The 25669-nt window shown below is 54.3% G+C and carries 21 protein-coding genes; 10 read left to right on the top strand and 11 right to left on the bottom strand.

Annotation, left to right across the window (positions count from 1 at the left end; genetic code table 11):
- Position 1 precedes the first annotated feature (1 nt).
- The 3 genes from MLE19_RS14340 to MLE19_RS14330 are packed head-to-tail and all read right to left on the bottom strand — an operon-like array spanning position 2 to position 1568.
- A complete protein-coding gene (locus tag MLE19_RS14340; protein ID WP_240718841.1) occupies positions 2 to 655 on the bottom strand; it encodes a DUF1007 family protein in 654 nt (217 codons plus the stop codon).
- On the bottom strand, positions 652 to 1011 hold the full coding sequence (locus tag MLE19_RS14335) for a hypothetical protein (protein WP_240718840.1): 360 nt from the start codon (positions 1009 to 1011) through the stop codon (positions 652 to 654). The genes MLE19_RS14340 and MLE19_RS14335 overlap by 4 nt, the downstream gene beginning before the upstream one ends.
- On the bottom strand, positions 1008 to 1568 hold the full coding sequence (locus tag MLE19_RS14330; RefSeq protein WP_240718839.1) for a hypothetical protein: 561 nt from the start codon (positions 1566 to 1568) through the stop codon (positions 1008 to 1010). The genes MLE19_RS14335 and MLE19_RS14330 overlap by 4 nt, the downstream gene beginning before the upstream one ends.
- A 132-nt stretch (positions 1569 to 1700) precedes the next feature.
- Here MLE19_RS14330 and MLE19_RS14325 point away from each other — a divergent pair, with 132 nt between their 5' ends.
- Together MLE19_RS14325 and MLE19_RS14320 are read left to right on the top strand one after the other, a co-directional pair.
- Positions 1701 to 2840 (top strand): glycerate kinase, encoded by a 1140-nt coding sequence (locus MLE19_RS14325; protein ID WP_240718838.1) that lies wholly within the window; start codon positions 1701 to 1703, stop codon positions 2838 to 2840.
- 225 nt (positions 2841 to 3065) lie between these two features.
- Entirely contained in the window at positions 3066 to 3542 is a 477-nt protein-coding gene (locus tag MLE19_RS14320) for a Dps family protein (protein WP_027958621.1), read from the top strand.
- Positions 3543 to 3638: 96 nt separating this feature from the next.
- Here the strand turns inward: MLE19_RS14320 and MLE19_RS14315 are convergent, their stop codons facing one another.
- Positions 3639 to 5105, bottom strand: a complete 1467-nt coding sequence (locus MLE19_RS14315) for an aminoacyl-histidine dipeptidase (RefSeq protein ID WP_240718837.1) — start codon at positions 5103 to 5105, stop codon at positions 3639 to 3641.
- Positions 5106 to 5132: 27 nt separating this feature from the next.
- Positions 5133 to 7316 carry a tRNA(Met) cytidine acetyltransferase TmcA gene (locus MLE19_RS14310; protein ID WP_240718836.1) on the bottom strand — a complete coding sequence of 728 codons (2184 nt, stop codon included), beginning with the start codon at positions 7314 to 7316 and terminating at the stop codon, positions 5133 to 5135.
- Positions 7317 to 7706: 390 nt separating this feature from the next.
- Here MLE19_RS14310 and dctP point away from each other — a divergent pair, with 390 nt between their 5' ends.
- The 4 genes from dctP (at position 7707) to MLE19_RS14290 (ending at position 12572) form a co-directional block, all read left to right on the top strand.
- Positions 7707 to 8810 (top strand): TRAP transporter substrate-binding protein DctP, encoded by a 1104-nt coding sequence (gene dctP, locus MLE19_RS14305; RefSeq protein ID WP_240718835.1) that lies wholly within the window; start codon positions 7707 to 7709, stop codon positions 8808 to 8810.
- A 65-nt stretch (positions 8811 to 8875) separates the two neighbouring features.
- Positions 8876 to 9379, top strand: coding sequence for a TRAP transporter small permease subunit (locus MLE19_RS14300; protein ID WP_240718834.1), 504 nt, complete (start codon positions 8876 to 8878; stop codon positions 9377 to 9379).
- Entirely contained in the window at positions 9376 to 10710 is a 1335-nt protein-coding gene (locus tag MLE19_RS14295) for a TRAP transporter large permease (protein WP_240718833.1), read from the top strand. Before MLE19_RS14300 ends, MLE19_RS14295 begins: the two co-directional genes overlap by 4 nt.
- Before the next feature lie 176 nt (positions 10711 to 10886).
- The gene (locus MLE19_RS14290; protein ID WP_240718832.1) at positions 10887 to 12572 is read left to right on the top strand and encodes an ABC transporter permease; all 1686 of its coding nucleotides are present in this window, start codon (positions 10887 to 10889) and stop codon (positions 12570 to 12572) included.
- A gap of 24 nt (positions 12573 to 12596) precedes the next feature.
- On the opposite strand, the gene MLE19_RS14285 is transcribed toward MLE19_RS14290, so the two are convergent.
- On the bottom strand, positions 12597 to 13697 hold the full coding sequence (locus MLE19_RS14285; protein ID WP_240718831.1) for an ABC transporter ATP-binding protein: 1101 nt from the start codon (positions 13695 to 13697) through the stop codon (positions 12597 to 12599).
- A 227-nt stretch (positions 13698 to 13924) separates the two neighbouring features.
- Between MLE19_RS14285 and MLE19_RS14280 the strand changes: the two genes are divergently transcribed.
- Complete coding sequence (locus MLE19_RS14280) at positions 13925 to 14950, top strand: Fe(3+) ABC transporter substrate-binding protein (protein WP_240718830.1); 1026 nt, start codon at positions 13925 to 13927, stop codon at positions 14948 to 14950.
- Positions 14951 to 15003: 53 nt separating this feature from the next.
- Here MLE19_RS14280 and polA read toward each other — a convergent pair whose 3' ends face one another.
- A complete protein-coding gene (gene polA, locus MLE19_RS14275) occupies positions 15004 to 17793 on the bottom strand; it encodes a DNA polymerase I (protein WP_240718829.1) in 2790 nt (929 codons plus the stop codon).
- 170 nt (positions 17794 to 17963) lie between these two features.
- On the opposite strand from polA, the gene MLE19_RS14270 reads away from it, so the two are divergent.
- Positions 17964 to 18923, top strand: coding sequence for a homoserine kinase (locus MLE19_RS14270; RefSeq protein WP_240718828.1), 960 nt, complete (start codon positions 17964 to 17966; stop codon positions 18921 to 18923).
- The gene (speA, locus tag MLE19_RS14265; RefSeq protein WP_240718827.1) at positions 18920 to 20836 is read left to right on the top strand and encodes a biosynthetic arginine decarboxylase; all 1917 of its coding nucleotides are present in this window, start codon (positions 18920 to 18922) and stop codon (positions 20834 to 20836) included. The genes MLE19_RS14270 and speA overlap by 4 nt, the downstream gene beginning before the upstream one ends.
- Before the next feature lie 97 nt (positions 20837 to 20933).
- Here speA and MLE19_RS14260 read toward each other — a convergent pair whose 3' ends face one another.
- The 4 genes from MLE19_RS14260 to MLE19_RS14245 all read right to left on the bottom strand — a co-directional run bounded on the left by MLE19_RS14260 (position 20934) and on the right by MLE19_RS14245 (position 25076).
- Positions 20934 to 21599, bottom strand: coding sequence for a fumarylacetoacetate hydrolase family protein (locus MLE19_RS14260; protein ID WP_240718826.1), 666 nt, complete (start codon positions 21597 to 21599; stop codon positions 20934 to 20936).
- A gap of 118 nt (positions 21600 to 21717) precedes the next feature.
- Complete coding sequence (gene thpD / locus MLE19_RS14255) at positions 21718 to 22701, bottom strand: ectoine hydroxylase (protein WP_240718825.1); 984 nt, start codon at positions 22699 to 22701, stop codon at positions 21718 to 21720.
- A 230-nt stretch (positions 22702 to 22931) separates the two neighbouring features.
- Entirely contained in the window at positions 22932 to 23741 is an 810-nt protein-coding gene (locus MLE19_RS14250) for a Crp/Fnr family transcriptional regulator (RefSeq protein ID WP_240718824.1), read from the bottom strand.
- Between the two features lie 510 nt (positions 23742 to 24251).
- Positions 24252 to 25076, bottom strand: coding sequence for a manganese catalase family protein (locus MLE19_RS14245; protein WP_240718823.1), 825 nt, complete (start codon positions 25074 to 25076; stop codon positions 24252 to 24254).
- A 398-nt stretch (positions 25077 to 25474) separates the two neighbouring features.
- On the opposite strand from MLE19_RS14245, the gene MLE19_RS14240 reads away from it, so the two are divergent.
- Positions 25475 to 25669, top strand: a 195-nt coding sequence (locus MLE19_RS14240) for a hypothetical protein (RefSeq protein WP_240718822.1), incomplete at its 3' end; no start/stop codon positions are given.

The following is a 25669-nucleotide window of genomic DNA, read 5'->3' as shown; positions in this document are numbered from 1 at the left end:
CTTAGCGACAATCAACTTGGCCGGTCTCGGTAAAGTAGCGCCCCAAACCCGGCTCGCCGCTTTCGTCCTTATCGAGCAGCGCCGCCTGCATCACCACTTCAGGGTCCGGGTCCGCGGGCAGGATAGACAATTCACAGGCAGGCTCACCGTGAAGGATAAGCGCATCGTCCCGAGGCTGGCCGTCCTCTTCTTCATGTACCACCTCAATGTAGTAGGTGGGGTCAAACACTTGATAGTTAAGCTGCGAGCCTGCCAGCGGCTGGGGCGTGGCCAGCGGCAGGATAAACATAAAGGTCAGCCGGCCATCACGCTCCATGGCGGTATATTCGCTCACCTCACCCAGCGCTTGAGGCTCACCGTTAATACTCACCTCGGTTAAATAGTGCTCGGTTGCGAGATTATCGCGAATCTCTTTGCCCAGTTGATCAAGCCCCTCTTCAAGGCTTGCGTTCTCAACCTGCTGTAGCTCTTCAAAGACGACCAAGCTGTAAAAAGGGTCCATCCGCCACGTTTGATGCAAACCGCTAACGACGCCTTGATCATCGGTAATGACACGCACGCTCAGATCGATCCATCCGTGTGGATGAGCTTGGGCCTCCGGGCTGACGATAAAGGTGCTCATAGCCAAGACTAACGCGACGGTGAGTCCCCTCATGGCGCGACGCCCAATTTATGCTGTAAGGCGACAAGCCAAGGGTCTAACAAATTAGGTCGCAGTGGCTGGCTACCACTAAGCGCCGATACGCTCACGCGGCTACCGCTCCCCTCTTCACTTACCTGTAGTTGCAACCGATATCCGGGCCAGCGGGCAAGCGATGCTTCAGCACGCCCCAGGGAGATATCCGCATGGCGAACCACATACCCCTGCTCCACCATCAAATCCACTGCTTCACGGAAGGTCTCATCCGACGGCGTTGCGTAAAACAGTTCACGAGGCTCTAAAGGCGTAGTGGTGGCACAGCCGGCCAACCCACCCAGCAGCCCCAACAATAGCCAGTGCCGAAGGTTCATAGTGGCCTCCCATTGGCGGGCAAGCTCTGCTCGAAAGTGGCTTGAAAGCGGCGACAGAAATCGTCATTGCTAGCACTGTAGGATTCGCGCAAATCACCTGCATAATCAAAGCGGCGAATATCTCGGGATATGCGTATATGTGCATCGTTCACAAACAGCGAGACCCGCTCCACTTCCACCGGTTGATGGCCCATACCACCGCCAAAGCCCATTCCACCAACGCCAAAACCGATACCGGAGCCACCACGTCCTATCCCCAAACCACCAAACAGGCGCATCCCACTCCCATAGCCGTAAGCATTATCGTAAGGGTCATAGTAACCGTGCAGCGGACGTTCGCGGCTGGCGCTGATCAAGCCCAACGTGGTATCGGTAGAGTCCAGGGTAAACCCCCATTCGGTCAGGACGGCAACGCTGGTTTCAAGCGCCTGCTCCTCCGTCGAGGGAAAATAGCATGAGGCAGCAGGTGCGGGCTCAGCTTGTGGCAAGCGGTCTGGCGCCACTTGGCAGCCAGCAAGCGCTAGCAGGCAGGTTAAGCTTATCGGTATCGACTTCATGTTAGATCCTCTAACGGACGAGGCCGCTGGTTTGACGCAGGCTAGCGCGCTAAGCTCATCAAGCATAGCCATACTTAATGACAATGTTTTGATCAGAATGTTTTTTAATAACACTTCGCGGAGATCGTGTTGATGAATGTGTTGCTTTGCCCCGACAGTTTTAAAGATGCGCTGAGTGCCCAAGACGCCGCAGCCGCCATGGCGCGGGGGGTGCAGCGCGCGGTACCTGAGGCGCACGTTCAAACTTGCCCCTTGGCTGACGGTGGCGAAGGCAGTCTAGACGCATTGATTGCGGCTACCGGCGCTGAGCGCCTCCAATTGGACGTTAAGGATGCCCTTGGGCGCCCTCGCCAAGCAGCCTGGGGCTGGCTTAGCGAACAGCGTACCGCGTTTATTGAGCTGGCAGAAGCCAGCGGTTTACAACACCTTGCTGCCGATGAACGCAATGCACTGCACACCTCTACTTTTGGGGTAGGTGAACTGCTGCTGGCGGCGCTGGAACAAGGAGCTGAAAAAGCGCTGCTGCTGCTCGGCGGCAGCGCCACCAATGACGGTGGTGCTGGCATGCTGCAGGCTTTGGGGGCGCGCTTTTGGGATCACAACGGTGAACCGCTTCCCCCTGGCGGTGCGGCACTTAGCCAACTGGCCAGTTTAACGCTTGATGGGCTAGACCCGCGTTTAGCTGGGCTCACCTTAGAGGCTGCCGTCGATGTAGACAATCCCCTGCTGGGTGAGCGCGGCGCCAGTGCCATTTTTGGCCCCCAAAAAGGCGCCACACCAGAAGACGTTGAGCAGTTGGATCGGGCGCTGGGCCACTTTGCCGATATCAGCGCTCAGGTGCTAGGCGATGATTACCGAACGCTGCCGGGTGCAGGCGCGGCTGGCGGTATGGGGTTTGCGGCCAAGGCTTTTTTAAATGCCACTTTGAAACCCGGCATTGAAATGATTATGCAGCAGGCTGATATGGCCACACTCTTGGCTCGCGCGGACTTGGTGATTACCGGCGAAGGCCGCCTGGATGGGCAGAGCCTGGCAGGCAAAACGCCGATTGGTGTCTCTCGTGCTGCCAAGCGCCTTAACACACCTGTCATTGTGCTGGCAGGCAGCCTAGGCGATGGCTGGCAAGCCTGCTTTGACGAAGGTGTAACGGCGGCGTTTGCCCTAGCAGACGGCACCATGACCTTAACCGAGGCGCTACCGCGTACCGCAGAGCTACTGGAATCACGCTGTGAAAGCCTGCTTCGACTCTGGGCTGCAGCCAACGAAGGTTAGGCAGCGTTTTGCTGACGGGCCTTGAAAAGGGCGCTAAGCGCCAGCATGTAAACAGTAGTCAAAGGGTAACGACAGGCATCTAATGTCGTAGCGCTATGGCGGCGATGCAAAAAACTTGTTTTGCACCGCACCAAAGACGCCCTAATCTGGAACACTGTTATCAAGATGTGTGTGCTGGACAACGCATTAACCGCCGCGCCTTGCGGCATAAAGAGGGAGCAGGATATGACTGACACTAATAGCATTGGCCTACACGAAGGTAGCGCTAGTCAACTCGCCGAAAAGCTCAACCACCTGCTGGCCAATTACCAAATTTTCTACATGAACGTGCGCGGCTACCACTGGAATGTTCGCGGTAGCGACTTTTTTGAGCTGCATGCCAAGTTTGAAGAGTTCTACACTGACCTACTAACCAAAGTGGACGAAGTTGCCGAGCGCATTCTGACGCTGGGCCACAAGCCGGTACACGCTTATAGCGACTATGTCACCCTGTCGCGCATTCAGGAAGACAAAGACGTCCATGACGGCACCACCTGCGTCAAAGGCGTACTGAAAGGCTACCAAACCATCATTGAGCTGCAGCGTGAACTGCTGGCGCTTGCTTCTGATGCTGATGATGAAGGCACCGCGGCACAGGCCGGTGACTATATTCGCGAGCAGGAAAAAACCATCTGGATGCTCAACGCCTACTTAAGCAAATAAGTATTAAGTAAATAAGCGCGTTCGCATGGCGTAAAAACGGCTCCCCTTATTATATTGGGTGCCGTTTTTTATGCGTGACCACTCTTACTACGAGGACTAACGCTGATCGGCAAGATCCTCGATCAACGCTCGCAGCATTAACCAGAACTCTTCGACGGAGTCGATTTCGACTCGCTCATCCGGGGAGTGAGCACCGCGAATCAGCGGGCCAAACGAGATCATATCCAAATGCGGATACTTGCTGCCAAGGATGCCGCACTCGAGCCCAGCGTGAATCACCTTCACTTCAGGCTCCCGACCCAACAATGCCGTATGGCGAGCTTTAAAGGTCGCTAGCAGCTCGCCATTAGGATTGGGCGCCCAACCTGGATAGCCGTTTTCCACTTTTACCCGGGCACCAATCAACCCAAACAGCGCTTGAAAGCGATCCGCCATAGCCACCACTGCACTGTCGTGCAGCGAGCGCACCAATGCGCAGAGGTGCAGCCGCCCATTCTCCAGGCTCAATACGCCCAGGTTATTGGAGGTTTCCACTACGCCCGGTACATCGGCGCTCATCCGCTCAACCCCGCAGGGGGCAGAGTGAAGCGCGGCTAACAGCATGGCGCTGGCATCCAGCGTTAGCGGCTCTGCGTCAGGTAGCTCGGCTAGACGTTGGGCGCTGATTTTGAGGCCACTATCGCCACTGCCTAACTCCCTTAACAAAATAGTTTCCAGCCCAGCGATAGTCACCAGAGCAGCGTCAATTTCATCGGCAGGTATCGCTACTTGGGCAAAGGCTTCGCGAGGGATGGCGTTACGTAAGGTGCCGCCATGGTAGCTGATCAAGCGCGCATCAAAGGCTTCTAAAGACCTCAACACTCTAACCAGCAGCCTATTAGCGTTGCCCAGCGGCTTATGAATATCGATGCCAGAATGGCCACCCTTAAGCCCCGTCAAGGCGATCTCGATGACCTGCTCGTGATCACCCGCGGCGGCGCTCGGCAGTTGCGCATCAACTTCCACATCGGCTCCACCTGCGCAACCAATATAGACCTCTCCCCTATCTTCACTGTCCAGGTTGAGCAGCAGCGAGCCTTCTAGCCAGTTCTCGGCCAGATTCAGCGCGCCGCCCATGGAGGTCTCTTCTTCCAGGGTAAATAACGCTTCTAGCGGCCCATGGCGCAGATCCGGGTCTTCCAGCACAGCGAGAATAGCCGCCACGCCCATGCCGTTATCAGCGCCAAGAGTGGTGCCATCGGCATGTAACCAGCCATCCGCCACATAGGTCTTGATGGGGTCGCGGGTAAAGTCGTGGGCATGGCCGCTATTTGCCTGGGCAACCATGTCCAGGTGACCTTGCAGCACTACACCGGGCGCCTGTTCGCAGCCTGGGGAAGCCGATTTACGGATTCTTAAATTACCAAAGGTATCGCGGTCATGGGCGAGACCTTGGGCATCGGCCCATGCTTCGAGAGTGGCGACTAACGCCGCCTCATGCCCAGAAGGGCGCGGCGTATTGCAAAGCGTTTGAAAGTGGCGCCAAACCAAGGAGGGTGCCAGCGCTTCAAGATGTGCGTTCATAAGGACTCTTCGTTGTCGGCAACCGGGCTACTTTACCGGCCCAATAAGGTTATTCACAGCGAGGCGCAGAAGCTGCAACGCCTCATTGCGGTTATTCGCCAGGGCTAGATTCTGAAACGCCCACGCGGACACGTGCTGGTGTGCCTGCTGTTGCGTTTCCGTTAAGGGGCCGTGGCTGGCGGGGCTGTGGCTGACCTCACGCGCCAAGGCTTGCAAGGCCGGACGAGCAAGGGCAGGATCGCGATGGGCGGTTGCCACATCCTCGACATCCTGCCAATCCCGTGCACTCAGGGGCGCGCTCGGCATCTGACCTAACAGTAAAACAACGATTGAGCCGGGAAGCGATTTCAACTCAAACGCCAACAGGCTGGGTAGCGCCATTTGAAAGCGCTCGCGAAGATCTTTCAGTACCGCATCGCCGTTGGGATTTAACGCTTTCGCCACCATAACGGCAAACTCACCGGTCGATGCCTCGCGGGTAATGCCTAAACGCACCGGTATAAACCCTAGCGCTAGCCAAAACTGCAGCAGCGCGGGATCCGCGCCAAAGGTAGCACCATAAAGTGCTACGCCCTCCCGCTCCGCGTCAGCCATATCGTCGTACAGCAGCGCTTGCCCCAAGCCTTCGCGGCGGCGCTCAGGGTGTGTCGCGATACGCACCACTCGCCGCCAGCGTGCCGTTAGCGCTTCACGGCTGCCCGCATGGGTGGCCAGCGATTGCGCCAACAGATGCCCTTGAGGGCGGCGTTCGCCACGGGCAACCTGGCTGGCTAGCGCAATCTCGAAGCCTCCCTCTTGCCGGGTGACCAACACTGCCTGGGGCTCGCCAGCCTGTTCGATGGTTCGCAATGCCGTGCCGGGGCCATCAAGCAACTGACGTAGGTCATTGGGGGAAGTGCGGTAGTGAGACTGCACCAGCAGCCCAAACAGCTTCTCCAGAGCGCTATCATCCTCGGCCAGCAGCGCGCGATCAATCACCTTCGTCTCCGCTGCCCGCGCTTGACGCTGCTGTGGGGTTGGCAGCGATGCCTTTAACAGCAGCAACTGATTAACCAAGGTTTCCAGCGGGTCGCCACTGCGCCAGCGGATAGGCGCTTTCAGTGTCAACGCTTTCCACTGAGGCGTCAGCCGGTCAAGCGTATCGCGAAAGCGTAAAGCAAACCCTCTTCCCGAGCCCTCATAGCCGTGCACCGTGGTGGCGAAAGCAATGCGAGGAAAAACGGCGAGCCACTGCCCCAGTAACGCGGCGGGAATCGCCGCCGCTTCATCAACCATTAAGTAACTGCCATCGCCGCCCTGCAGCTGCGTAGCAACCTGCTTGGTTAAGTCATCCGGCGGTAAAAAAATCAGCTCGCCGCCCTGGGCCATGACAAAGTGGCCTGGCGCAACCCGGCGACCCTCTGGGCAGAGCACCGCGACCCGCTCGAACACACTCTCCACCGCACTTAGCCGTGGCGCGGTCAGCACCACCCGCTGGGTTTTGTGTGTTAGCAGCCGAGCGCAAGCGATTCCCAGCGCAGCGCTTTTACCCCGCCCACGATCTGCCGTGATCACCAGCGGGCGTCGACGCTTTAAGCCCACTAGCTGCTTAACAGCTTGGGCTTGGTCAGCGCTTAGACAGTCACTGTCATCATAGGCAGGCTCATCTGCGCTGCAAGAGAGTAGCTTAGGCAACTCTACCGTGTGACCCGCGCGCCAGCGCACTACGTGAGATGAGGCCTGCAATTGACGCGCAATTCGAGCTAAGTAATGGCAAGTAAGCGCCGACCAGTGCATGGGATGATCGGCCAGGCGGGCATAATCTGGGTCGGGCGTTTCTCCCCACGTCTGCGGCGTGATCAATACCAGCAAACCACCGGCAGTGATCGTTCCCGCCAGTGCCCCTAGCGCTTCGGGATCAAATCCGGTGCTGTGTGTATCCAGCACCACCAGTTGATGCTCTGCCCCCAGGCGAGTTCGTGCCTTGCGCGGCGACAATACAGGTATCACTGGAGCGCTTTGATTCACCGCCCCCTCGTCACTACCCACCCATAGAGGCTGCTGCCATGGGTAGGCCTGCCATAACTCCTGCGCTAGCGAGCGGCACTGCACGGCATCGCCGCTTAGCCACACCAATTGGCGCCAGCGGCGTCGGATTAAGCGCTGTGCGTGATGAACTAATGCGCTCACCACGCGAGCCTGCTGCTTGCTTCGCTCGTGGCGATTCAGCACGTGACTTTTACTCCAGCTCGACTCTTTCCCATAACGTCACCCTATAACCCATTTCAGTGTTCTCCACTCTATTAGCGAGCCCTTCACTTACAACTTTGGTTTAATCATTTAACTACTTTCAACGTTTTCGGTAGGCTTCCAACACCCTGCCATTAGATCAAAAAATAAATAACTTATTGATTATATTAAATAAATCACATTTTCCTATTAAAACCTATGGTAAACATCCTTACATTACTGATATTGCGCTGCAGCGGTAGTGGTGTGCTAGTTTAGCTCTGCAGCGCTTGAAGACCCATGTTTACGTAAACGTAACCTAACAGCGCTGTACTTTCCTGCATCCAGGTATCCAACACTAATAACGCTACACGCCAAACCAGGAAATACATCATGAAAAAAACTACCAAATTTGCCCTTTCCGGCCTCGCCGCCGGTATCGCTTTCGCTGCCTTCACGACCACTGCCCAAGCACAAGAAGAGTGGACAATGACCTCCACCTGGCCGGAAAACCTTGATCTGATCAAGATTGATCAGCACTGGGTAGAACTGGTCAACAAACTGGCGGGCGAAGAGCTACAAATCAATTTCCGCGCCGGTGGTACGCTTATGCCCGGCACTGAAGTATTTGACGCCACTGAAACGGGCAGCATCGAAGCCGCAGGAGATTGGCCGGGCTATTGGGCAGGCTTAAACCCCGCCTTTTCGCCACTGGCCACCACTACCAGCCTATTTAATGGCGTTGATTACCTCAACTGGATTCAGCAGTGGGGCGGCCGCGAGCTGTATGAAGAGATCTATGGCCAGTTCAATATGGTTTATCTTCCCTACGGCATTACCAACAACGAGTCCGGCTTTATGGGCCGCACCCCGATTGAAAGCATTGCGGACCTAGAAGGCAAACGGCTGCGTCTTTCTGGTCGTGACCAGGGTCGCGTGCTTGAAGAGTTAGGCGGCTCTCAGGTCACCCTAGCGGGCGGTGAAGTTTACCAGGCCATTGAACGCGGCGTGATCGATGCGGGTGAGTTCTCTACTCCTGGCGTTGATTTTAATGCCGGTTTTTCTGAAGTAGCCGACTACTGGGCAACCCCCGGCTGGCACCAGTCGGCTAGCGTATTTGGCGTAATGATCAATAAAGACGCCTGGGACGCCCTCTCAGAAGAGACCCAAGAGACCCTGCGCATTGCGGCAGACGCCACTATGGCGTGGTCATTAGCCTGGTCTGAGCGCCAGTCTACCGAAGCCACCCAGAAGTTCATTGATGCGGGCGTCACGATCAATCAGTTCTCTGAAGAGGATTTGGCTCGCATCCAGGAAGTCACCAATGAAGTCATTCTGCGCGGTGCTTGCGAATCCCCTGACCACGCCAAGGTCTACCAATCCATGATCGCCTACCTTGAGCACTACGCGACGTGGCGCGATGTTTCCGCGCCTTACAACATGAGCCGCGTGATGGATAATCTGCCCTCACTGGAAGAGATCGAAGCCTGCCTGTAAGGCGCTTCTGTGCCGCCTCGGTTTTTACCGGGGCGGTTTTTTTGTGCTGACTGCGGAGATCTTCCATGAATGCGATTGCCAAGGCGATCGATGCCATCAATGAAGCCTTTGGACGCGTCATCGCTCCATTGATTGCCATCATTACCCTGATTGTTCTTTTCGACATTGCGTCACGCTTTCTGTTTGGACGCCCTAGCGACTGGGCCTTTGACGTCACCAAAATGCTGTTTGGCGCCCACTTCATGTTAATGGCAGCCTATGGGCTCAAGCACCATGCCCACGTGGAAGTCGACGTGTTGAAACGTTTGCTGTCGCGTAAAAAGCAAGCGGTGCTTGACGTACTCGGCTATCTCATTTTCTTTGTTCCCTTTATCTGGATGCTGATCACTCTTGGCTGGAGCTTCTTTGAGCGCGCGTGGAGCCGCGGTGAAACCACCTATGGCATGGTTTCAATCCCGGTCTACCCGATCAAAGGGGTCATTGTGGTCGCTGCGGTTCTGATTCTGCTGCAGGCAATTGCCATTGTGCTGCGCGCCATTATGCAACTGCGTGAGGAGACATCAGCATGAACCTAAGTCCTGAATTACTCACGCTAGTGATGTTTGGCGGCCTGATGGTGGGGCTGTTTATGGGCCACCCACTGGCTTTTGTGCTGGGCGGTGTCGCGGTTATCGGCGCCTTTCTTGGCCCCGGTGAGCGCATACTCGGCACGCTGATCAATAATATTTTCGGCAACGCCATGGATAACTACGTCCTGGTGGCGATACCGCTGTTTATCCTAATGGCAAGGTTCTTAAACGACTCAGGCGTTACCGAGAAGATGTTTGACGCCATGCGCTTACTGCTGGCGAACCTGCGCGGCGGGCTGGCGCTTACCGTGGTGATTGTCTCGGTGCTACTCGCCGCCACCACCGGTATTGTCGGCGCCTCGATTGCAGTGATGGGCATGATTGCGCTGGTACCGATGCTCAAGTATGGCTACAACAAAGAGCTAAGCGCCGGGGTCATTATGGCCAGCGGCTGTTTGGGTATCTTGATTCCGCCCAGCATCATGCTCATTCTGATGGCTAGTTACTCACCGGTCTCAGTAGGGGCCCTGTTTGCAGGCGCGCTTATTCCCGGCCTGCTGCTCGGCGTTATGTACGCCCTCTACGTACTGATCATCTGCTATATCAAACCCAGCTACGGCCCCAAGGTGCCAGCAGAGGAGCGTGCCGAAGTCAGCACGAAACAGCTGCTGATCATGCTGGCGAAGTACGTCGTGCCACCAATGTCATTGATCCTGGGTGTGCTGGGGGCGCTGTTCACCGGTATCGCTACGGCGACAGAGGCATCGGCCATCGGCGTGTTTATCGCCTTTATCCTGTTTTTAATTTTTGGCGACCGCAAAGTCTCCACCTGCTTCTGGACAATGATCGAAGCGGGTAAAACCACCACCATGGTAATGCTCGTGCTGGTGGGCGCCACCGCCTTTACCGGCGTGTTTTCCCGCGGTGGTGGCATGACCGTAATTAGCGAACTGGTGCTAGCGATGCCTGGGGGCACCATAGGCGCGTTGATCCTGATGCTGTTCCTGGTGTTTATCCTGGGCATGTTCCTGGACTGGACCGGTATTGTACTGCTGAGCTTCCCCATCATGCTGCCTATCGTCGAAACCATGGGCGTGGATATGCTCTGGTTCGTGGTGATGGTGGCGGTGGTACTACAAACATCGTTCCTAACGCCGCCCTTTGGCTATGCACTGTTCTACTTAAAAGGCGTCGCGCCGCCGGGGGTAGAAATTGTCGATCTGTATAAAGCGGTGGTGCCCTTTGTCGCGCTGATTTTGCTGGCGTGTACGCTAATGGCGTTCTTCCCGTGGCTGATTACCGGCCTGCCTAGCATGATGCTGGGTTATTAGGCGGATATCTCCACTCAGCGTAACGCTTAACGTCCTACCTTTGTGGCCCGCCTCGGCGGGCTTTTTGCAGCTTGCAAAGCTGCAGCAGTGCCCCGCCAGTGCTACTATTCACGCCCGTCAGTGATTCGCATTAGGCGTTTACTGCACTTAATTTGGCTGCTGCAGGGAGTGTTCGCTTGTTGAGATCCAGCTATCGCGGGCTATCCGCCTTTTCATCTTCGCTTAGCCGTCGCGCTAGCCCCTGGTCGATAGCGTTGATCGTGGTGGCGTTCGTCGTTGCCCTGCCGGTGCTGGTCGTGTTTGCCCATATTGTGATGCCCACCGATGGGGTTTGGCAGCATCTGGTCAGCACGGTACTGGGTCGCTACTTGAACAACACTTTCTGGCTGGTAGTGACCGTCGGGCTCGGCACGCTCATCATCGGCACCGGGACGGCCTGGCTGGTGGTGATGTGCCGCTTTCCCGGCAAACGGTTATTCGAGTGGGCGCTGCTGCTGCCGTTGGCGGTGCCTACCTACGTCATCGCCTACGCCTATACCGACTTCCTCCAGTTCGCTGGCCCGTTGCAAAGCCTGCTGCGAGAAACGTTTGACTGGGGATATGGCGACTACTACTTTCCCAATGTTCGCTCCCTCGGCGGTGCAGCCACGGTGATCACCCTGGTGCTTTACCCCTATGTCTACCTGCTGGCCCGCGCCTCATTTCTTGAGCAATCGGTGTGCGTGCTGGATGTAGGCCGCACATTAGGGCGCGGCCCCTGGAAGCTGTTTGCCAGTGTTGCCGTACCACTGGCACGCCCGGCGCTGGTAGGCGGCGTTTCACTGGTGCTGATGGAGACGCTGAACGAGTTCGGCGCTGTGCAGTTCTTTGGGGTCGATACCTTTACTACCGGCATTTATCGCACCTGGTTTGGTATGGGTGAACAGGTAGCGGCGGCGCAACTGGCGGCGTGCCTACTCACCTTTGTGATTGTATTAGTGCTGCTGGAGCGCTGGTCGCGAGGCAAGCGCCGCTACTTTCATACCACCAATCGCTATCAACAGCTGCCAGAATACGCCTTGCACGGCTGGCGTGCCGCTGCGGCGACGCTTGCATGCCTACTGCCGGTGCTGGTGGGTTTTTTACTGCCCAGCGGTATTCTGCTTAATTTGGCACTGCAGGGGGGCGACTCACTCTGGGGGTCGCGCTTTATCGGCTACGCCTGGAACAGCCTTGGGCTGGCAACGGTGGCTTCGTTGATTGCCGTGGGGTTGGCAGTGGTGCTGAGCTACGGCGTGCGCATGCACGATACGACATTTGCAAGGGTGGCTTCTCGGATAGCCTCTATGGGCTACGCGATCCCGGGTTCGGTGGTCGCAGTGGGCATTTTAATTCCGTTTACCTGGCTGGATAACGCCCTGAATAACTGGCTGCACACCCACTATGGCTACATCATAGGTTTAGTGTTCAGCGGGTCGGCGTTTATTTTACTGTATGCCTATGTGGTGCGCTTTTTGGCGGTCTCCTTCAATGCAGTGGAGGCAAGTTTAGGCAAAGTCACACCCAGCATGGATGCCGCCTCACGCACCTTGGGGCAAACCGCTGGCGGCACACTGCGTCATATTCATACGCCGATGATGCGCAGTAGCCTATTGGCAGCGGGAATTCTCGTCTTTGTCGATGTGATGAAGGAGTTGCCCGCCACGATTATTCTGCGCCCTTTCAACTTCGACACGTTGGCGGTGCGGGCGCACAACCTGGCCTCCGATGAACGGCTGGCCGAAGCCTCCACTTCGTCGCTGGCGATTGTTGTAGTGGGTATTTTGCCGGTGATTCTTCTCAGCATGGCCATGCGCCGTTCACGCCCCGGCGCAAAATCCTGAATAAGCGCTAGACCTGAATAAGCGCTAGGTAAGCGGGAAAACAAATACCTGGGAAAGATCGAGGTGGATATCCACCGGCTGGCCTTCTGCGGGTAGAAACACTCCTGGCACACGAGCATGCAAGTGAGCCTCCAGGCCATTTTCGCCATGGGCACACAGATGCAATAGGCTGGTGCGCCCCAGTAGCTTGGCCATCACTACATGGCTATGGCGGTGCTCATCAGCTGGCAGATGTCGCTCAACAATTCTTAACGCCTCCGGGCGAATCATTATCTGCGCATCGCTACCTTCGGCAAGCCCAACGGCGGGCACTCGCCCTACCGGGGTGTTCACCGCGCCATTGTGTACTTTGCCCTGCAATTCATTCACATCGCCAAAAAATGTCACGACAAAAGGGTCTTGTGGGGCGCAGTAAAGCTCACGCGGTGTTCCTGTTTGCACGATCCGTCCGTCACGCATCAGCGCAATGCGATCCGCCATAAACATGGCCTCTTCGGGATCGTGGGTGACTAACAGCGTCGCCGCGCCAACTTTTTTAAGCACGTGTAGCGTGTCATCGCGGATACGGTCACGCAGCCGCGCATCCAGGCTTGAGAACGGTTCATCCAACAGCATTAAGCGTGGCGACGGAGCCAGTGCACGCGCCAGGGCCACCCGCTGCTGCTGGCCTCCTGAAAGCATGTGCGGATAAACATCGATATACGCCGCCATACCTAACTGCTCCAGCAGCTGTTTAGCGCGCACGCGGCGCTGCCCTGAGGCCAAGTGCTTGAGTCCAAAGGTGACATTTTCCAGCACGGTGAGGTGGGGAAAAAGCGCGGAATCTTGAAACGCCAGCCCCACATTGCGCTTTTCCGGGGGCACATGGCGCTGGCCCGGCGCGGCAATATAGACATCCTCTAAAGAGACACTGCCCTCTTGCAACACCTCAAGCCCTGCGGCGATACGCAACAGGGTGGTTTTGCCACACCCTGAGGGCCCCAACAAGCAAACCACCTCACCTGGGGCGACGCTTAAATCGACTCCTTTGACGACCAAATGACCGTCATAAGCGTGGCGCACATTGTGAAGTGTCAGCGCCGTGGTATTCGGCGCCGCCGAGGCGACCTTGAGGGTTGCTGTCATAAATCACCACTGTCCAGGTGAGCAAACTGCGTTAGAGCGCGTCTAAACGCGGATTGAGTACGTTTGAAAGTTATTTGCATTCTATTTTTTATTGAAGCGTTATGCACGTATCCCGTTTCTTCTACCAATCCTCTACCAATAGGGTCTTGACGCCAAGCAGATGAAACGCTTCAATAACAATGTTAATAATGCAACTTATTATCATTCAATAATTAAGGATGTGCTTGATGAAAACCGTACGCTTTGTTGCTCCAATGGCAGCGATGATGGTGGGCGCTACTTTTGCCGGTCAGGTCGCCGCAGATGAACTCAACCTCTACTCCGCGCGCCATTACGACTCTGACGAGCGTCTTTATGATGCGTTCACCGAAGAGACCGGCATTGAAGTTAACATCCTTGAAGGTGATTCCGACCAATTGATTGAGCGTATTCAGCGCGAAGGCGTCGCAAGCCCCGCTGATGTCATGATGACTGTCGATGCAGGCCGTCTATGGCGTGCAGAATATGAAGGCATCTTCCAAAGCGTCGAATCAGACACTCTTAACGAGCGCCTGCCTGAATCCATGCGTCACCCTGATGGCCTATGGTTTGGCTTCAGTCAGCGCGCGCGGGCAATTTATTACAACCGTGAAAACTTCGACCCAAGCCAAATTACCAGCTACGAAGACCTTGCCGACCCGCAGTTTGAAGGCAAAGTGTGCATTCGCTCCTCCAACAACATTTACAACCAATCGCTGCTGGCTTCGATGATTGAGCACCACGGCGAAGAGGGTGCCGAAGAGTGGGCCCAAGGTGTTGTGGATAATATGGCGCGTGCCCCGGAAGGCGGCGATACCGACCAGATTCTCGGCGTTGCTAGTGGCGAGTGTGACATTGGCGTGGCCAACCACTACTACTATGTGCGTCTGTTAAAGTCTGACGATGAGTCAGAGCGCGAAGCAGCCCGTAAAGTAGGCATCATCTTCCCCAACCAGGATGACCGCGGCACACACGTTAACGTTGGCGGCGCCGGTGTTGTGGAAGGCGCGCCTAACCGCGAAAACGCCATTCGCTTCCTCGAGTACCTCTCTTCCGACACTGCTCAGGAAATCTTCGCCTCCGGTAACAATGAGTTCCCGGTGGTTGAAGGCATCAAGAAAGACCCAGTGCTCGAATCTTGGGGCAACTTCAAAACGGATGACGTAAACATTAGCGTGCTGGGTGAAAACAACCCTGAAGCCATTCGTATCTTTGACCGAGTCGGCTGGCGTTAATTGATAACCCCGCAGCCAGTGGCTGCGGGGTTTCGTTTCCTTAAGACGCGGTGTTAGTGCGCCTCATCCCAGTTGGCACCGCTCTCCGCTTCCACAATCAGCGGCACTTTCAGCTCCGCCGCGCCCTGCATGCGTTTTTGCACCTGCTCGATAAACGTCTCGACCTGCTTCTCGGCCACTTCAAACACCAGTTCATCGTGCACCTGCATCACCATCAGCGCGTCGAACTCGCCTTCTGCTAGCCACGCGTCTACATCGATCATTGCCTGCTTGATGATATCCGCTGCGGTGCCCTGCATGGGTGCGTTAATGGCCGTGCGCTCAGCCCCTTGACGACGATTACGGTTCTGCGACTGAATTTCCGGCAGGTAGAGCCGCCGACCCAGCACGGTTTCGACAAAGCCATCTTCAGCTGCCTGAGAGCGAATTCGCTCCATATAGCGGGCCACGCCAGGGTAGCGGTCAAAGTAGCGGTCGATATAGGTTTGTGCCTGATTACGCTCAATGTGCAGCTGACGCGAAAGGCCCCAGGCGCTCATGCCGTAAATCAAACCGAAGTTAATCGCTTTGGCGCTGCGTCGCTGATCGCCAGAGACTTTCTCAAGCGAGGTTCCGAAAACTTCTGCCGCGGTAGCGGTGTGGATATCGCGCCCCTCGGCAAAGGCTTCCAGCAGGCCTTTATCCTCGGAAAGATGCGCCATAATACGCAGCTCAATTTGCGAGTAATCAGCAGCAACAATGCGATAGCCAGGGCGGGCAATAAACGCCTGACGAATTTTGCGCCCCTCTTCGGTTCGAATGGGGATGTTTTGTAAGTTGGGATCAGATGAAGAGAGCCGCCCGGTGGCGGTGACCGCTTGGTGGTAGCTGGTATGCACTCGGCCCGTGGCTTTATTGAGCAGCCTTGGCAGTTTATCGGTATAGGTGGACTTCAGCTTGGCCAGCCCCCGATGCTGCATAATCACCTTGGGCAGCGGGTAATCCAGCGCCAGCTCCTCCAGCACGCCTTCCGCGGTAGAGGGCGCGCCCTTGGGTGTTTTCTTGAGCACCGGAATTTTCTGCTCTTCAAACAGAATTTGTCCCAACTGCTTGGGCGAGCCCAGGTTAAATTCCCGCCCGGCCAGTTCAAACGCTTCGCGCTCTAGTTCACCAATCCGCTTTTCTAACTGCTGGCTCTGCTTGTGCAGTAGGTCAGCATCGACCGCGACCCCGTTGCGCTCAATGCGCGAGAGCACTTTAATTAGCGGCAGTTCGATATGATCCAGCACTTCCGCCAAGCGCCCTTCGTTTTCGACCTGAGGGCGTAAGGTTTGCTGCAGGCGCAGGGTGATATCCACATCTTCACAGGCGTAAGGCGCCGCCTGCTCCAGGGCAATCTGGTTAAAGGTCAGCTGTTTGGCACCTTTACCGGCAATCTCTTCAAAGGAGATGGTTTTTTCACCCAGGTACTTGAGTGCCAGGGAATCCATATCGTGGCGCGTGGCGGTTGAGTTAAGCACGTAGGAGGCCAGCATGGTGTCGGCAAACGGGCCCGCCACGGAGATCGCGTAGTTGGCCAGCACGGAGATATCGTACTTGAGGTTTTGGCCAATCTTGGTTTTTTTAGGGTCTTCCAGCAGTGGCTTTAGCGAGGCCAGCACCGTTTTGCGCTCAAGCTGCTGGGGGGCATCCAGGTAGTCATGGGCGAGCGGGATATAGGCGGCCTCCCCTGCTTCTAGGGATAGCCCAACGCCTACAATTTCTGCGTCCATATAGTTGAGGCTGGTAGTTTCCAGGTCAAAACAGAAGCGCTCGGCGTTTTGTAACCGCTCAAGCCAGCGCTCGAAGTCTGCCTGTTCCAGAATGACGTGATCTTCGCGCGTACTTGCTTGAGAAGAGGCACTGGCTCCGTCGAGCTCGCTATCCGCTTCCTCGGCGATAGCAGGGGCAGGCTCCCCGCCTTTAACATCATCCACGCCTTCGTCTTTGCCTTCCAGCAGCTCACCCAGCCACTGGCGGAACTCCATCTCTTTATACAGTGTGACCAGCGCCTCACGATCCGGGTGGGCGATATCCAAATCATCCAAGCCCACGGGCAGCTCGCAGTCGACTTTGATGGTCGCCAACTGGTAGGAGAGAAACGCCTGGTCACGATGCTCTTCGAGCTTTTTAGGCAGCGTTTTCGCACCCCGGAAGGCGAGCGTTTTTACCCGCTCTAAATCGCCATAAATGGTGTCTAACCCGCCCCCCATGCCTTGCAACAGGCCAATCGCGGTTTTTTCACCCACGCCGGGTACGCCGGGAATGTTATCGACCTTATCACCCATCAAGGCGAGAAAATCGATAATCAGTGCAGGCGGCAGGCCGAATTTTTCTTCCACGCCCGCTTCATCCAGGGTTTCATCCTTCATGGTGTTGACCAGCGTGATGTGGGCATTGACAAGCTGCGCCATATCTTTATCGCCGGTGGAGATCACTGCGTCGCGGCCCGCCTGGGTGGCGTGATGCGCCAAGGTTCCAATCACATCGTCGGCTTCCACGCCCTCAATACACAGCAGGGGCAAACCCAGCGCCTTCACGCAGGCGTGCAGCGGGGCGATTTGGCTGCGCAGATCATCGGGCATCGGTGGGCGATGCGCCTTATAGTCGCTGTACATGTCATCGCGGAACGTTTTGCCCGGCGCATCGAACACCACCGCCATAGGGCTTTGCGGGTAATCTTTGATCAGCCGCTTGAGCATGTTCAACACGCCTTTTACCGCGCCCGTCGGCTGACCATTTGAGGTCGTCAGCGGCGGCAGCGCATGAAAGGCACGATAAAGGTAGGAAGAGCCATCGACGAGAACGATCGGAGCGCGAGCCATAATCTAATCCATGTTTAAAGAGTCGTAAAAAGCGTTGCCCACATAATACGCGTTGCGCAGGCTGCCTGCAGGGCCAAACGCCCTTTCCTGTATTTACAACGACAACAACGCTGCCAACTAAGCGACCAAGCCGCTACAATAATGGGCTTAGCAACCTGGGCGAGACTCTCATGGCTGTATTTACCCCGCTTAGCGACGCACAGGTCGCCGCGTTTTTAGAAAAATTTGATGTTGGTAGTTTCGTTTCCCTTCAGGGTGTCGCTGGCGGCACTGAAAATTCGACATTTTTTGTGACCACTGACCGCCGCGAACTTGTTTTAACCCTGTTTGAACAGGGTGAGCATGAGGAACTGCCGTTCTTTGTTGAACTGCTGGATTATCTAGATGAGCACCGTTTGCCGGTACCCGGCACGGTGCATGACCGTGAAGGTGTTGCGCTGCATAGCCTGGAAGGCAAACCGGCGCTGCTGTTTCCACGCCTGCCCGGACGTCATCCCGAAGCGCCTAACCTAGCCCAGTGCCACGCCCTGGGCGATACCCTGGGCCGCCTGCACGTCGTCTCGAAACGCTTTCCCGGCCACCGTCCGAACCCGCGTGACCTTAACTGGTTACATGTGATGCACCACAAGGTGCTGAGCTATTTAAGCCCGGCAGATCAAACCTTGATGAGGGATGAAGTCGACGATTTTGAGGGCGCCTTTATTCAGCACGATGAACTGCCGCAAGGCGCTCTGCACGGTGACCTTTTCCGCGACAACACCCTCTTTGAGGGTGATCAGTTGGGCGGTATCATCGACTTTTATAACGGCTGCACTGGCGATCTGCTATTTGATCTGGCGATTGTGATCAACGATTGGGCTTCTAACGAAGACGGTACGCTTAATACTGAGCGCTATGACGCCTTATTAAGCGCCTATCAAGCTCGCCGCCCGTTAACCACTACGGAGCGAGCGCTATGGCCTACCATGTTGCGTATGACGGCGCTGCGTTATTGGCTGTCGCGCCTGCTGGTGGTTTACGTTGATCCACCCGCACACGACTTGACGCCCCACGACCCGGAGCGTTTCCGTACTATTTTAAATGCGCGCATTGCCCACGGTGCGCTGCCCCTGCCTGAGGTATCTGCATGAGTGTGATGGCCACGACTAGCCCTGCGCTTCGCGCTCGGCGCACCTGGAATATCGATCAATGGGGCAGCGGCTACTTCGATGTTGACGATCACGGCCAAGCCTTGGTTCGTCCGTTAGGTAGCGATGCAGAAGGTCCGGCGTTGCCGCTAAGCGGGCTGGTTCGCCAACTGCAAAGTGCGGGGCTGCGTTTGCCGGTCTTGGTTCGCTTTAGCGATATTCTTCATGATCGCGTTGAGCAGCTGTGCGGCGCCTTCGATGCCGCTATGAGCGACTGTGAGTATCAAGGTGGCTATACCGCTGTTTACCCGATCAAAGTAAATCAACAGCGCCGGGTGGTTGAAGAAATTTTGGCCACTGCAGAGCGCGGCAGCGGCCGCGTCGGGTTAGAAGCGGGCAGTAAGCCTGAATTACTGGCGGTGTTGGCACTCTCTGATGGTGGCTCTTCGCTGATTGTGTGTAACGGCTATAAAGACCGCGAGTATGTGCGCCTAGCCCTGCTGGGTGAGAAGCTCGGTCACAAGGTCTATTTGGTGGTCGAAAAGCTCTCCGAGCTGCAGCTGATTTTGGAAGAGGCCCGTGAGCTGGAGGTCACGCCCCGCATTGGCCTGCGTGCCCGCCTTGCCTCGGTGGGTAAAGGCAAATGGCAGAATACCGGCGGCGAAAAATCCAAGTTCGGGCTGACTGCCAGCCAGATTCTTGAGGTTGTCGATACCCTGCGAAAAGAGGACGCGCTAGAAAGCCTGCAGCTCGTGCATTTCCACCTGGGCTCGCAGATCGCCAATATCCGCGACATTCAGCGCGGCCTGCGTGAGTGCGCCCGGTTCTATCAAAACCTTATGCAGCTTGGCGCTCCTATCGACACCGTGGATGTAGGCGGTGGCTTGGGCATTGATTATGAAGGCACCCGCTCGCGCAGCTTCTGCTCGGCCAACTACTCGATGCGCGAATACGCGCGTAACGTAGTGAGTGCCTTTGCTCAACTATGCCTAGAGGCAAACCTGCCTCAGCCCCATCTGATCAGCGAGTCTGGCCGCGCGCTCACCGCCCACCACGCGGTGCTGATCACCAACGTGATTGGCGAAGAGCGTATCGATCACACTCCGCCGGAACGACTCGCCCAAGAGGATACTCAAGTTGAGTTACTGTGGCGTGTGTTTGAGCAACTCGCTACCGCCCAAGAGCCACGCATGCTGGTAGAAGCGTGGCACGATCTACTTCAAGCGGTGAGCGAGCTGCAGGAACGTTTTGTGATGGGGTTGAGTGACATTACTGCACGCGCGGAAGGCGAGCGGGTGTATATGGCCGCCTGCGCGCGGCTGCGCACCCAGCTCGACACCCGTAACCGCGCCCATCGCGAAATTATGGACGAATTAGCGGAGAAGCTAGCCGATAAACTTTTCGTCAACTTCTCGCTGTTCCAATCGGTGCCTGACGTTTGGGGCATTGAGCAGATATTCCCGGTGCTGCCACTTAGCGGGTTGGATCAAGCCCCGACGCGTCGAGCAGTCATTCAGGATATTACCTGCGACTCCGATGGCCGTATCGACAGCTATGTCGATGGCCAGGGCGTGGAGAGCACCCTGCCGCTGCCCGAGTGGGCGTCCGATGACGAGCGCTGGTTAGGGTTCTTTCTGGTAGGCGCCTATCAGGAAATACTTGGCGACCTGCACAACCTGTTCGGCGACACCGACTCCGTTGATGCTGCACTCAATGCAGACGGCGAGTGGACGCTTTCAAACCCATTGGCAGGCGACTCGGTGGCCGATGTCCTGGCCTACGTTAACTTCAATGCCAATGTACTCAAGCAAAAGCTCACCGATCAATTGGCCGTAAGCGGCTTCTCTGCCGACGAGCAGGCACGCTTCGCAGCGAGCCTAAGCGAAGGGCTGGAAGGTTACACCTATCTTGAATAGCTCGGCTTTGTAGCCCTAAAACAAGAAGCGCCACCCTGATTGTGGGGTGGCGCTTCTTAGCTATCCGGCACGATCCAGCAGCTTTTGGCTTTCTATACTACTCGACAACACTGGTTTCAACTTCCAACCCACCGGTCAGGGTTAAACGCAGTGTTGAGCCGCGAACGAGTTCGCCGACGCCTGAAGGCGTGCCGGTTAGGATCACATCGCCCGGTTCCAGGGTGAAGTGGCGGCTCATTTCAGCCACCAAGGTCGGTACGGCAAAAATCATATCAGAACCTTCACCGTGCTGGCGCTCTTCACCATCAATCTCAAGCGTGAAAGCCAGCGCGTTCCAATTGGGAACACGGCTTAGCGGCAGAAACGACGAGAGCGGGCAAGCGCCATCAAAGGCTTTGGCGATCTCCCAAGGGTGACCCTTCTCTTTTAACTTGGTTTGCACATCACGCAACGTCAGGTCCATCGCTAATCCAATACCGACAATTGCGCGCTCCGCCTCATCTTGAGTGGCGTGAGTTAAGGTTTCACCCACTAATAGCGCAAGCTCAACTTCATAATGTACATCGCCCCGTGAAAAGGGCGGATCCAAGGGCTTACTTAGATCCACGACGCTGGTTGCTGGTTTTATAAATAGCAGCGGTTCAGTGGGAACCGGGTTATCCAGCTCTTTCGCATGGTCGGCATAATTGCGGCCGATGCAGACAACTTTGCCCAACGTGTGGGGAAACTCCTGGCCATCGGTAAACTGTAGAACAAAACGCATGGCGGGTATTCTCCTTCTCATTATGCGTGCCGCATTCGCAACGACAGGCGCAACAGTTTACCCCACCTAGACTAAGGTTCCACAACCTTCCGCCATGAATTTGTTTCCCCACGACCCGTTAGCGATACTGCTCTGCCTGTTGGTCAGGGCTATGAGCCAAGAAGTCAGGGCGCTGCTTAGCCGCTGCATAAGGCGTATCACAACGATTATCCTGGCGGTTAAACACGAAGAACACGTTGCTACGTGGGTCTGGCGACAGGTTTGCATTTGACGCATGTAGCGTATTGCAATCAAACAGCAGTAACCCGCCAGCCTTGCCTTTCGGCGCTTCAATGCCATGCTCAGCCACTAGTTCTGCCAGTGCCTCCGGGCTGGGAACACCCACCTCCTGCGCCTTCAAAGAGCTCTTGTGGTTGTCCTCTGGCGTCTCCCCCAGGCACGGCACAAACTTGTTGTGTGAACCAGGGATCAGCATTAAGGGGCCGTTGAACTCGTGGTTGTCGGTCAGGATCAGCGAAGCGCTTACCGCATGCATCCCAGGCATACCATCTTCCGAGTGCCAGGTCTCAAAATCGGAATGCCAGTTAAAGCCCTTACCAGCAAATCCTGGCTTATAGTTAATCCGCGACTGATGCACATAGGGGTCGTCGCCAATAATTTGGCGCGCAGCGCCCGCTACCCGCTCGTCGCTAGCCAATTGGCCCAGGCGCTCGGAAAGAAAATGCACCGCAAATAGCGAGCGTATTTCCTGACTCTGTGGCTCAGTGACGCTGAACTCTTTATTTAGATAATCATCGTTGCTCAACAGCGCACTCATTTCTTGATGCAACTGCTCAAGCTCCGCGCCTTCAATGAGGTTGGGGATAAATAAAAACCCTTTGCGCTCAAACTCATCAAGCTGCGCCTGGCTTAAAGGGCCAGAGAGTTGACGTCCTTTAACCACCGCATCTTGGCGCGGCAGCCAGGTTTTCTCAGGGGTATAAGCCAAACGCGACGGATAGGCATCCTGAAGCTGTTTGCTGTGAACATTAGGTGTATCGGCCATTTCGCTATATTGCTTATGGGCATTTACAGTATTTAGCGGTGTGCTTTTGACTGTCATCTAATCCACTCCTTGTATGATTAGGTTTCAGATATTGCGTATTGCAGGGAGCAGAGTAGACAAACTAAATCAGCATGCAAGTTTAACAATCCTTTTCATAACGTATGTTACGTGAAAAAAATTGAACGGACATTTTTTTATAACCTGAGTTAACTTATCAGCCTATAAAAATATTTTTTCCATAAAACATTGACACATTTAACACCATTAAAAACCAACCAATTCTTTCATCAAAAGACTTTCAGATGACCGTAAATCAATTCTTCATCAAAGCCAGTATTTTCAGCCATCAATTCTGGCTGTAATAGTTTAATTGTACTCCTAGTTTTGCGAATCATTTTTTTCTGCTCTAAAGCCGTCATACACCGACTTACATGCACACTCGTAATACCTAACAGTTCACCAACCACTTCCTGAGTAATTGGGTAAGAAAAGCAATTGGAATCAATCATTTTCTTAAATCTGTAACGTGCAAATATTTCCAATAAAAAATGCGCAACCCTCTCTTCAGCCTTATGATGAGTACAGCTTCTCAATCTCTCAATTGCGATATTGTCATTAACCATAATGTAGGAAACAATTACTCTTTTAATATCTGAAAATCTTTCAAACAGAGAATGAACATCAACGACAGAGACTCTATCCAACTCACAATTCTCTAATGCCCATATTGATACATCGTAGTTATTAAAAAAGCTTTCTCTCACACCAACAAGATCGCCAGGCATATAAACATTGCAAATATCTTGACTGCGTTTACTCAGCGAATGGCTTAACGCAACCCACCCCTTTTTGACGACAAAAACCTCCTCCCTGCCCTGCGCTAATGAATATAATCTCTGATTTCTTTTTAACTCTACACGTCGCTGGCTAATCTCTGTCAGATGCTGCTGAGACTCCAAACCAAGCTCACCGTAGCCTTTTAAAATCTCATTGAGAGTAATAAGCTTATCGACCTTAGCTAATCCCCTTGCGGGCTGAGCATTCGCGTTTCTCCCTACAACACTATCAATTCGGATATCGACCGCTTCATCTGTCATTTCCACACTCCATTGCAGTTAGACAAAACTATATTCGCGAATGAAATCTTTATAATTTAACAACAAGTTATCGCATGACTCCTGACAAGCCCTCTATTTAACACTCAAAGGAAAAATAAAAGTTATAACATAAGTTATAAACACCAAGAAACTCTAACATAAACACACACTAACTAAAAAGCTGCATACCTTCCACTAACCAACGCCCACCATAGCTAAAAAATAAGCCATTATCACCATAAAACTAACATCTCAATATTAAAAAAATAATAACACCACCTCATCTACGTCAACCTGCGCCATAGAATGAAAACTTCTTTCCATTAAAAAACCCCGGCAGATACCGGGGCAAGGGCTTTGCTACAAAATCATCGTAACGTTTTAAACTTTGGAGCGAAGGCACTTTAATTCCACTATCATCACTCGGCGCCTCACAGTAAAAAGATATACTATATCCTATTGGCTAATATGACTTTTTCAAGCCACTTAACAATCAAATGTTATTTTATTCTACATTTGCTCGTTCTGTGCCCCTGAGTTCGGCTTGGCTTTGCCTAACGTTGGCTCTTGTCCTTCGGGAGCAGGTTGATTAACTATTGAATACTCACTTTTGCCGTCAAGTGATGGCCCCTCACCCCAGCGACCTTTCGGCGCCTCTTTATCGAGCAGGGTGTTCAAGTAATAGTAAGAGTGCTGCATCGCCTCATGGTCTTCAGGAGTCGAATTAGGAATCGGTAACTGCGCCTGCATACCACCCAACTCTTCTATAACGGCCAACCACTGCTGCTGGTGGTAGGTATCTCGGGCGATCAGAAACGATAAGAAATCCTTCATGCCATGGTCGTCAGTCCAGTTATAAAGGCGTGACGCAAGTACCCTGCCACCCGCTTCGGCAGCTACGTTTGCCAGCATGTCGGCACCGACATTACCCGTCGCATAAATATGGCTCATATCGAATGGGACACCATTCGCATTTACCGGCATTGCCGAAAGGCCTGAAGACAGCAGGTGACGTGGATTGGCACCACCTAGGATGGCATTCATAACAGGATCTTTGGCGGTCTCTTCCTGATATGAAACAGGCGCTCCTTCAAGGTTAAGCGCAACCGCATGACCTAGCATTTCGATATGCGATAGCTCTTCCGTTGCAGTCGACATCAGCATATCCCGAATACGGTCATCTCCACGGGCGCCCATCGCCTGGAAGAAATACTGCATGGCGACACGAATTTCACCTTCAATACCCCCAATCGCTTGCTGAAGCAACATAGCAAACTGCGGATTGGGCTTATCGACTTTTACCGGATACTGCAATTTTGAGGAATGATGAAACATGGAAATTCTCCTTGATGAGCTACCAGAGACTCCTTCCACTGGCAGATATTTATAGCCTTACCCTTAAGCTTATTAATGGTTTAAAACCAGTTAATTTATAACTTTCAGATAAATGGCTATTTAGATTTGACACAAATCATCATAGCTCAACTACCCCTCCTAACAACCAGTCAAGGCAGCAAAACAAAAAATTTAACTTTTATCAAAAACTTAACAACAACAAAAATTATATTAAATTTATTAATTATCAATAACCAAAGAAATGACAATACGTAAAAAAATAAAATGATCTAGCACTTAAATACTACAAAATTATAAAGCATTGGTTACTCTCGAAATTAAGTGTAATCTTTGTCTGATTTTTCAATTTCTACTTTATTCACCAAAGGAGTGACACATTGAGGCAGCTCCAAACTCTCCCTATTATCCTCAGTACTCTATTACTGATCACGGGATGCAGCACAGCCGCTAGGGATGCTCAGGAGTCTTTCGCGCCACCAGATGAGTTGGTGGTTAATACGTATTGGAAACTGGTCACGCTCGATGGCAAGCCGGTCAGTACCCAAGAGAACTTCCGCGAAGCCCATATGGTT

Source organism: Vreelandella neptunia (assembly GCF_022489065.1).
Lineage (GTDB): Bacteria > Pseudomonadota > Gammaproteobacteria > Pseudomonadales > Halomonadaceae > Vreelandella > Vreelandella neptunia_A.
This window is presented reverse-complemented; position numbering and strand designations above follow the sequence as displayed.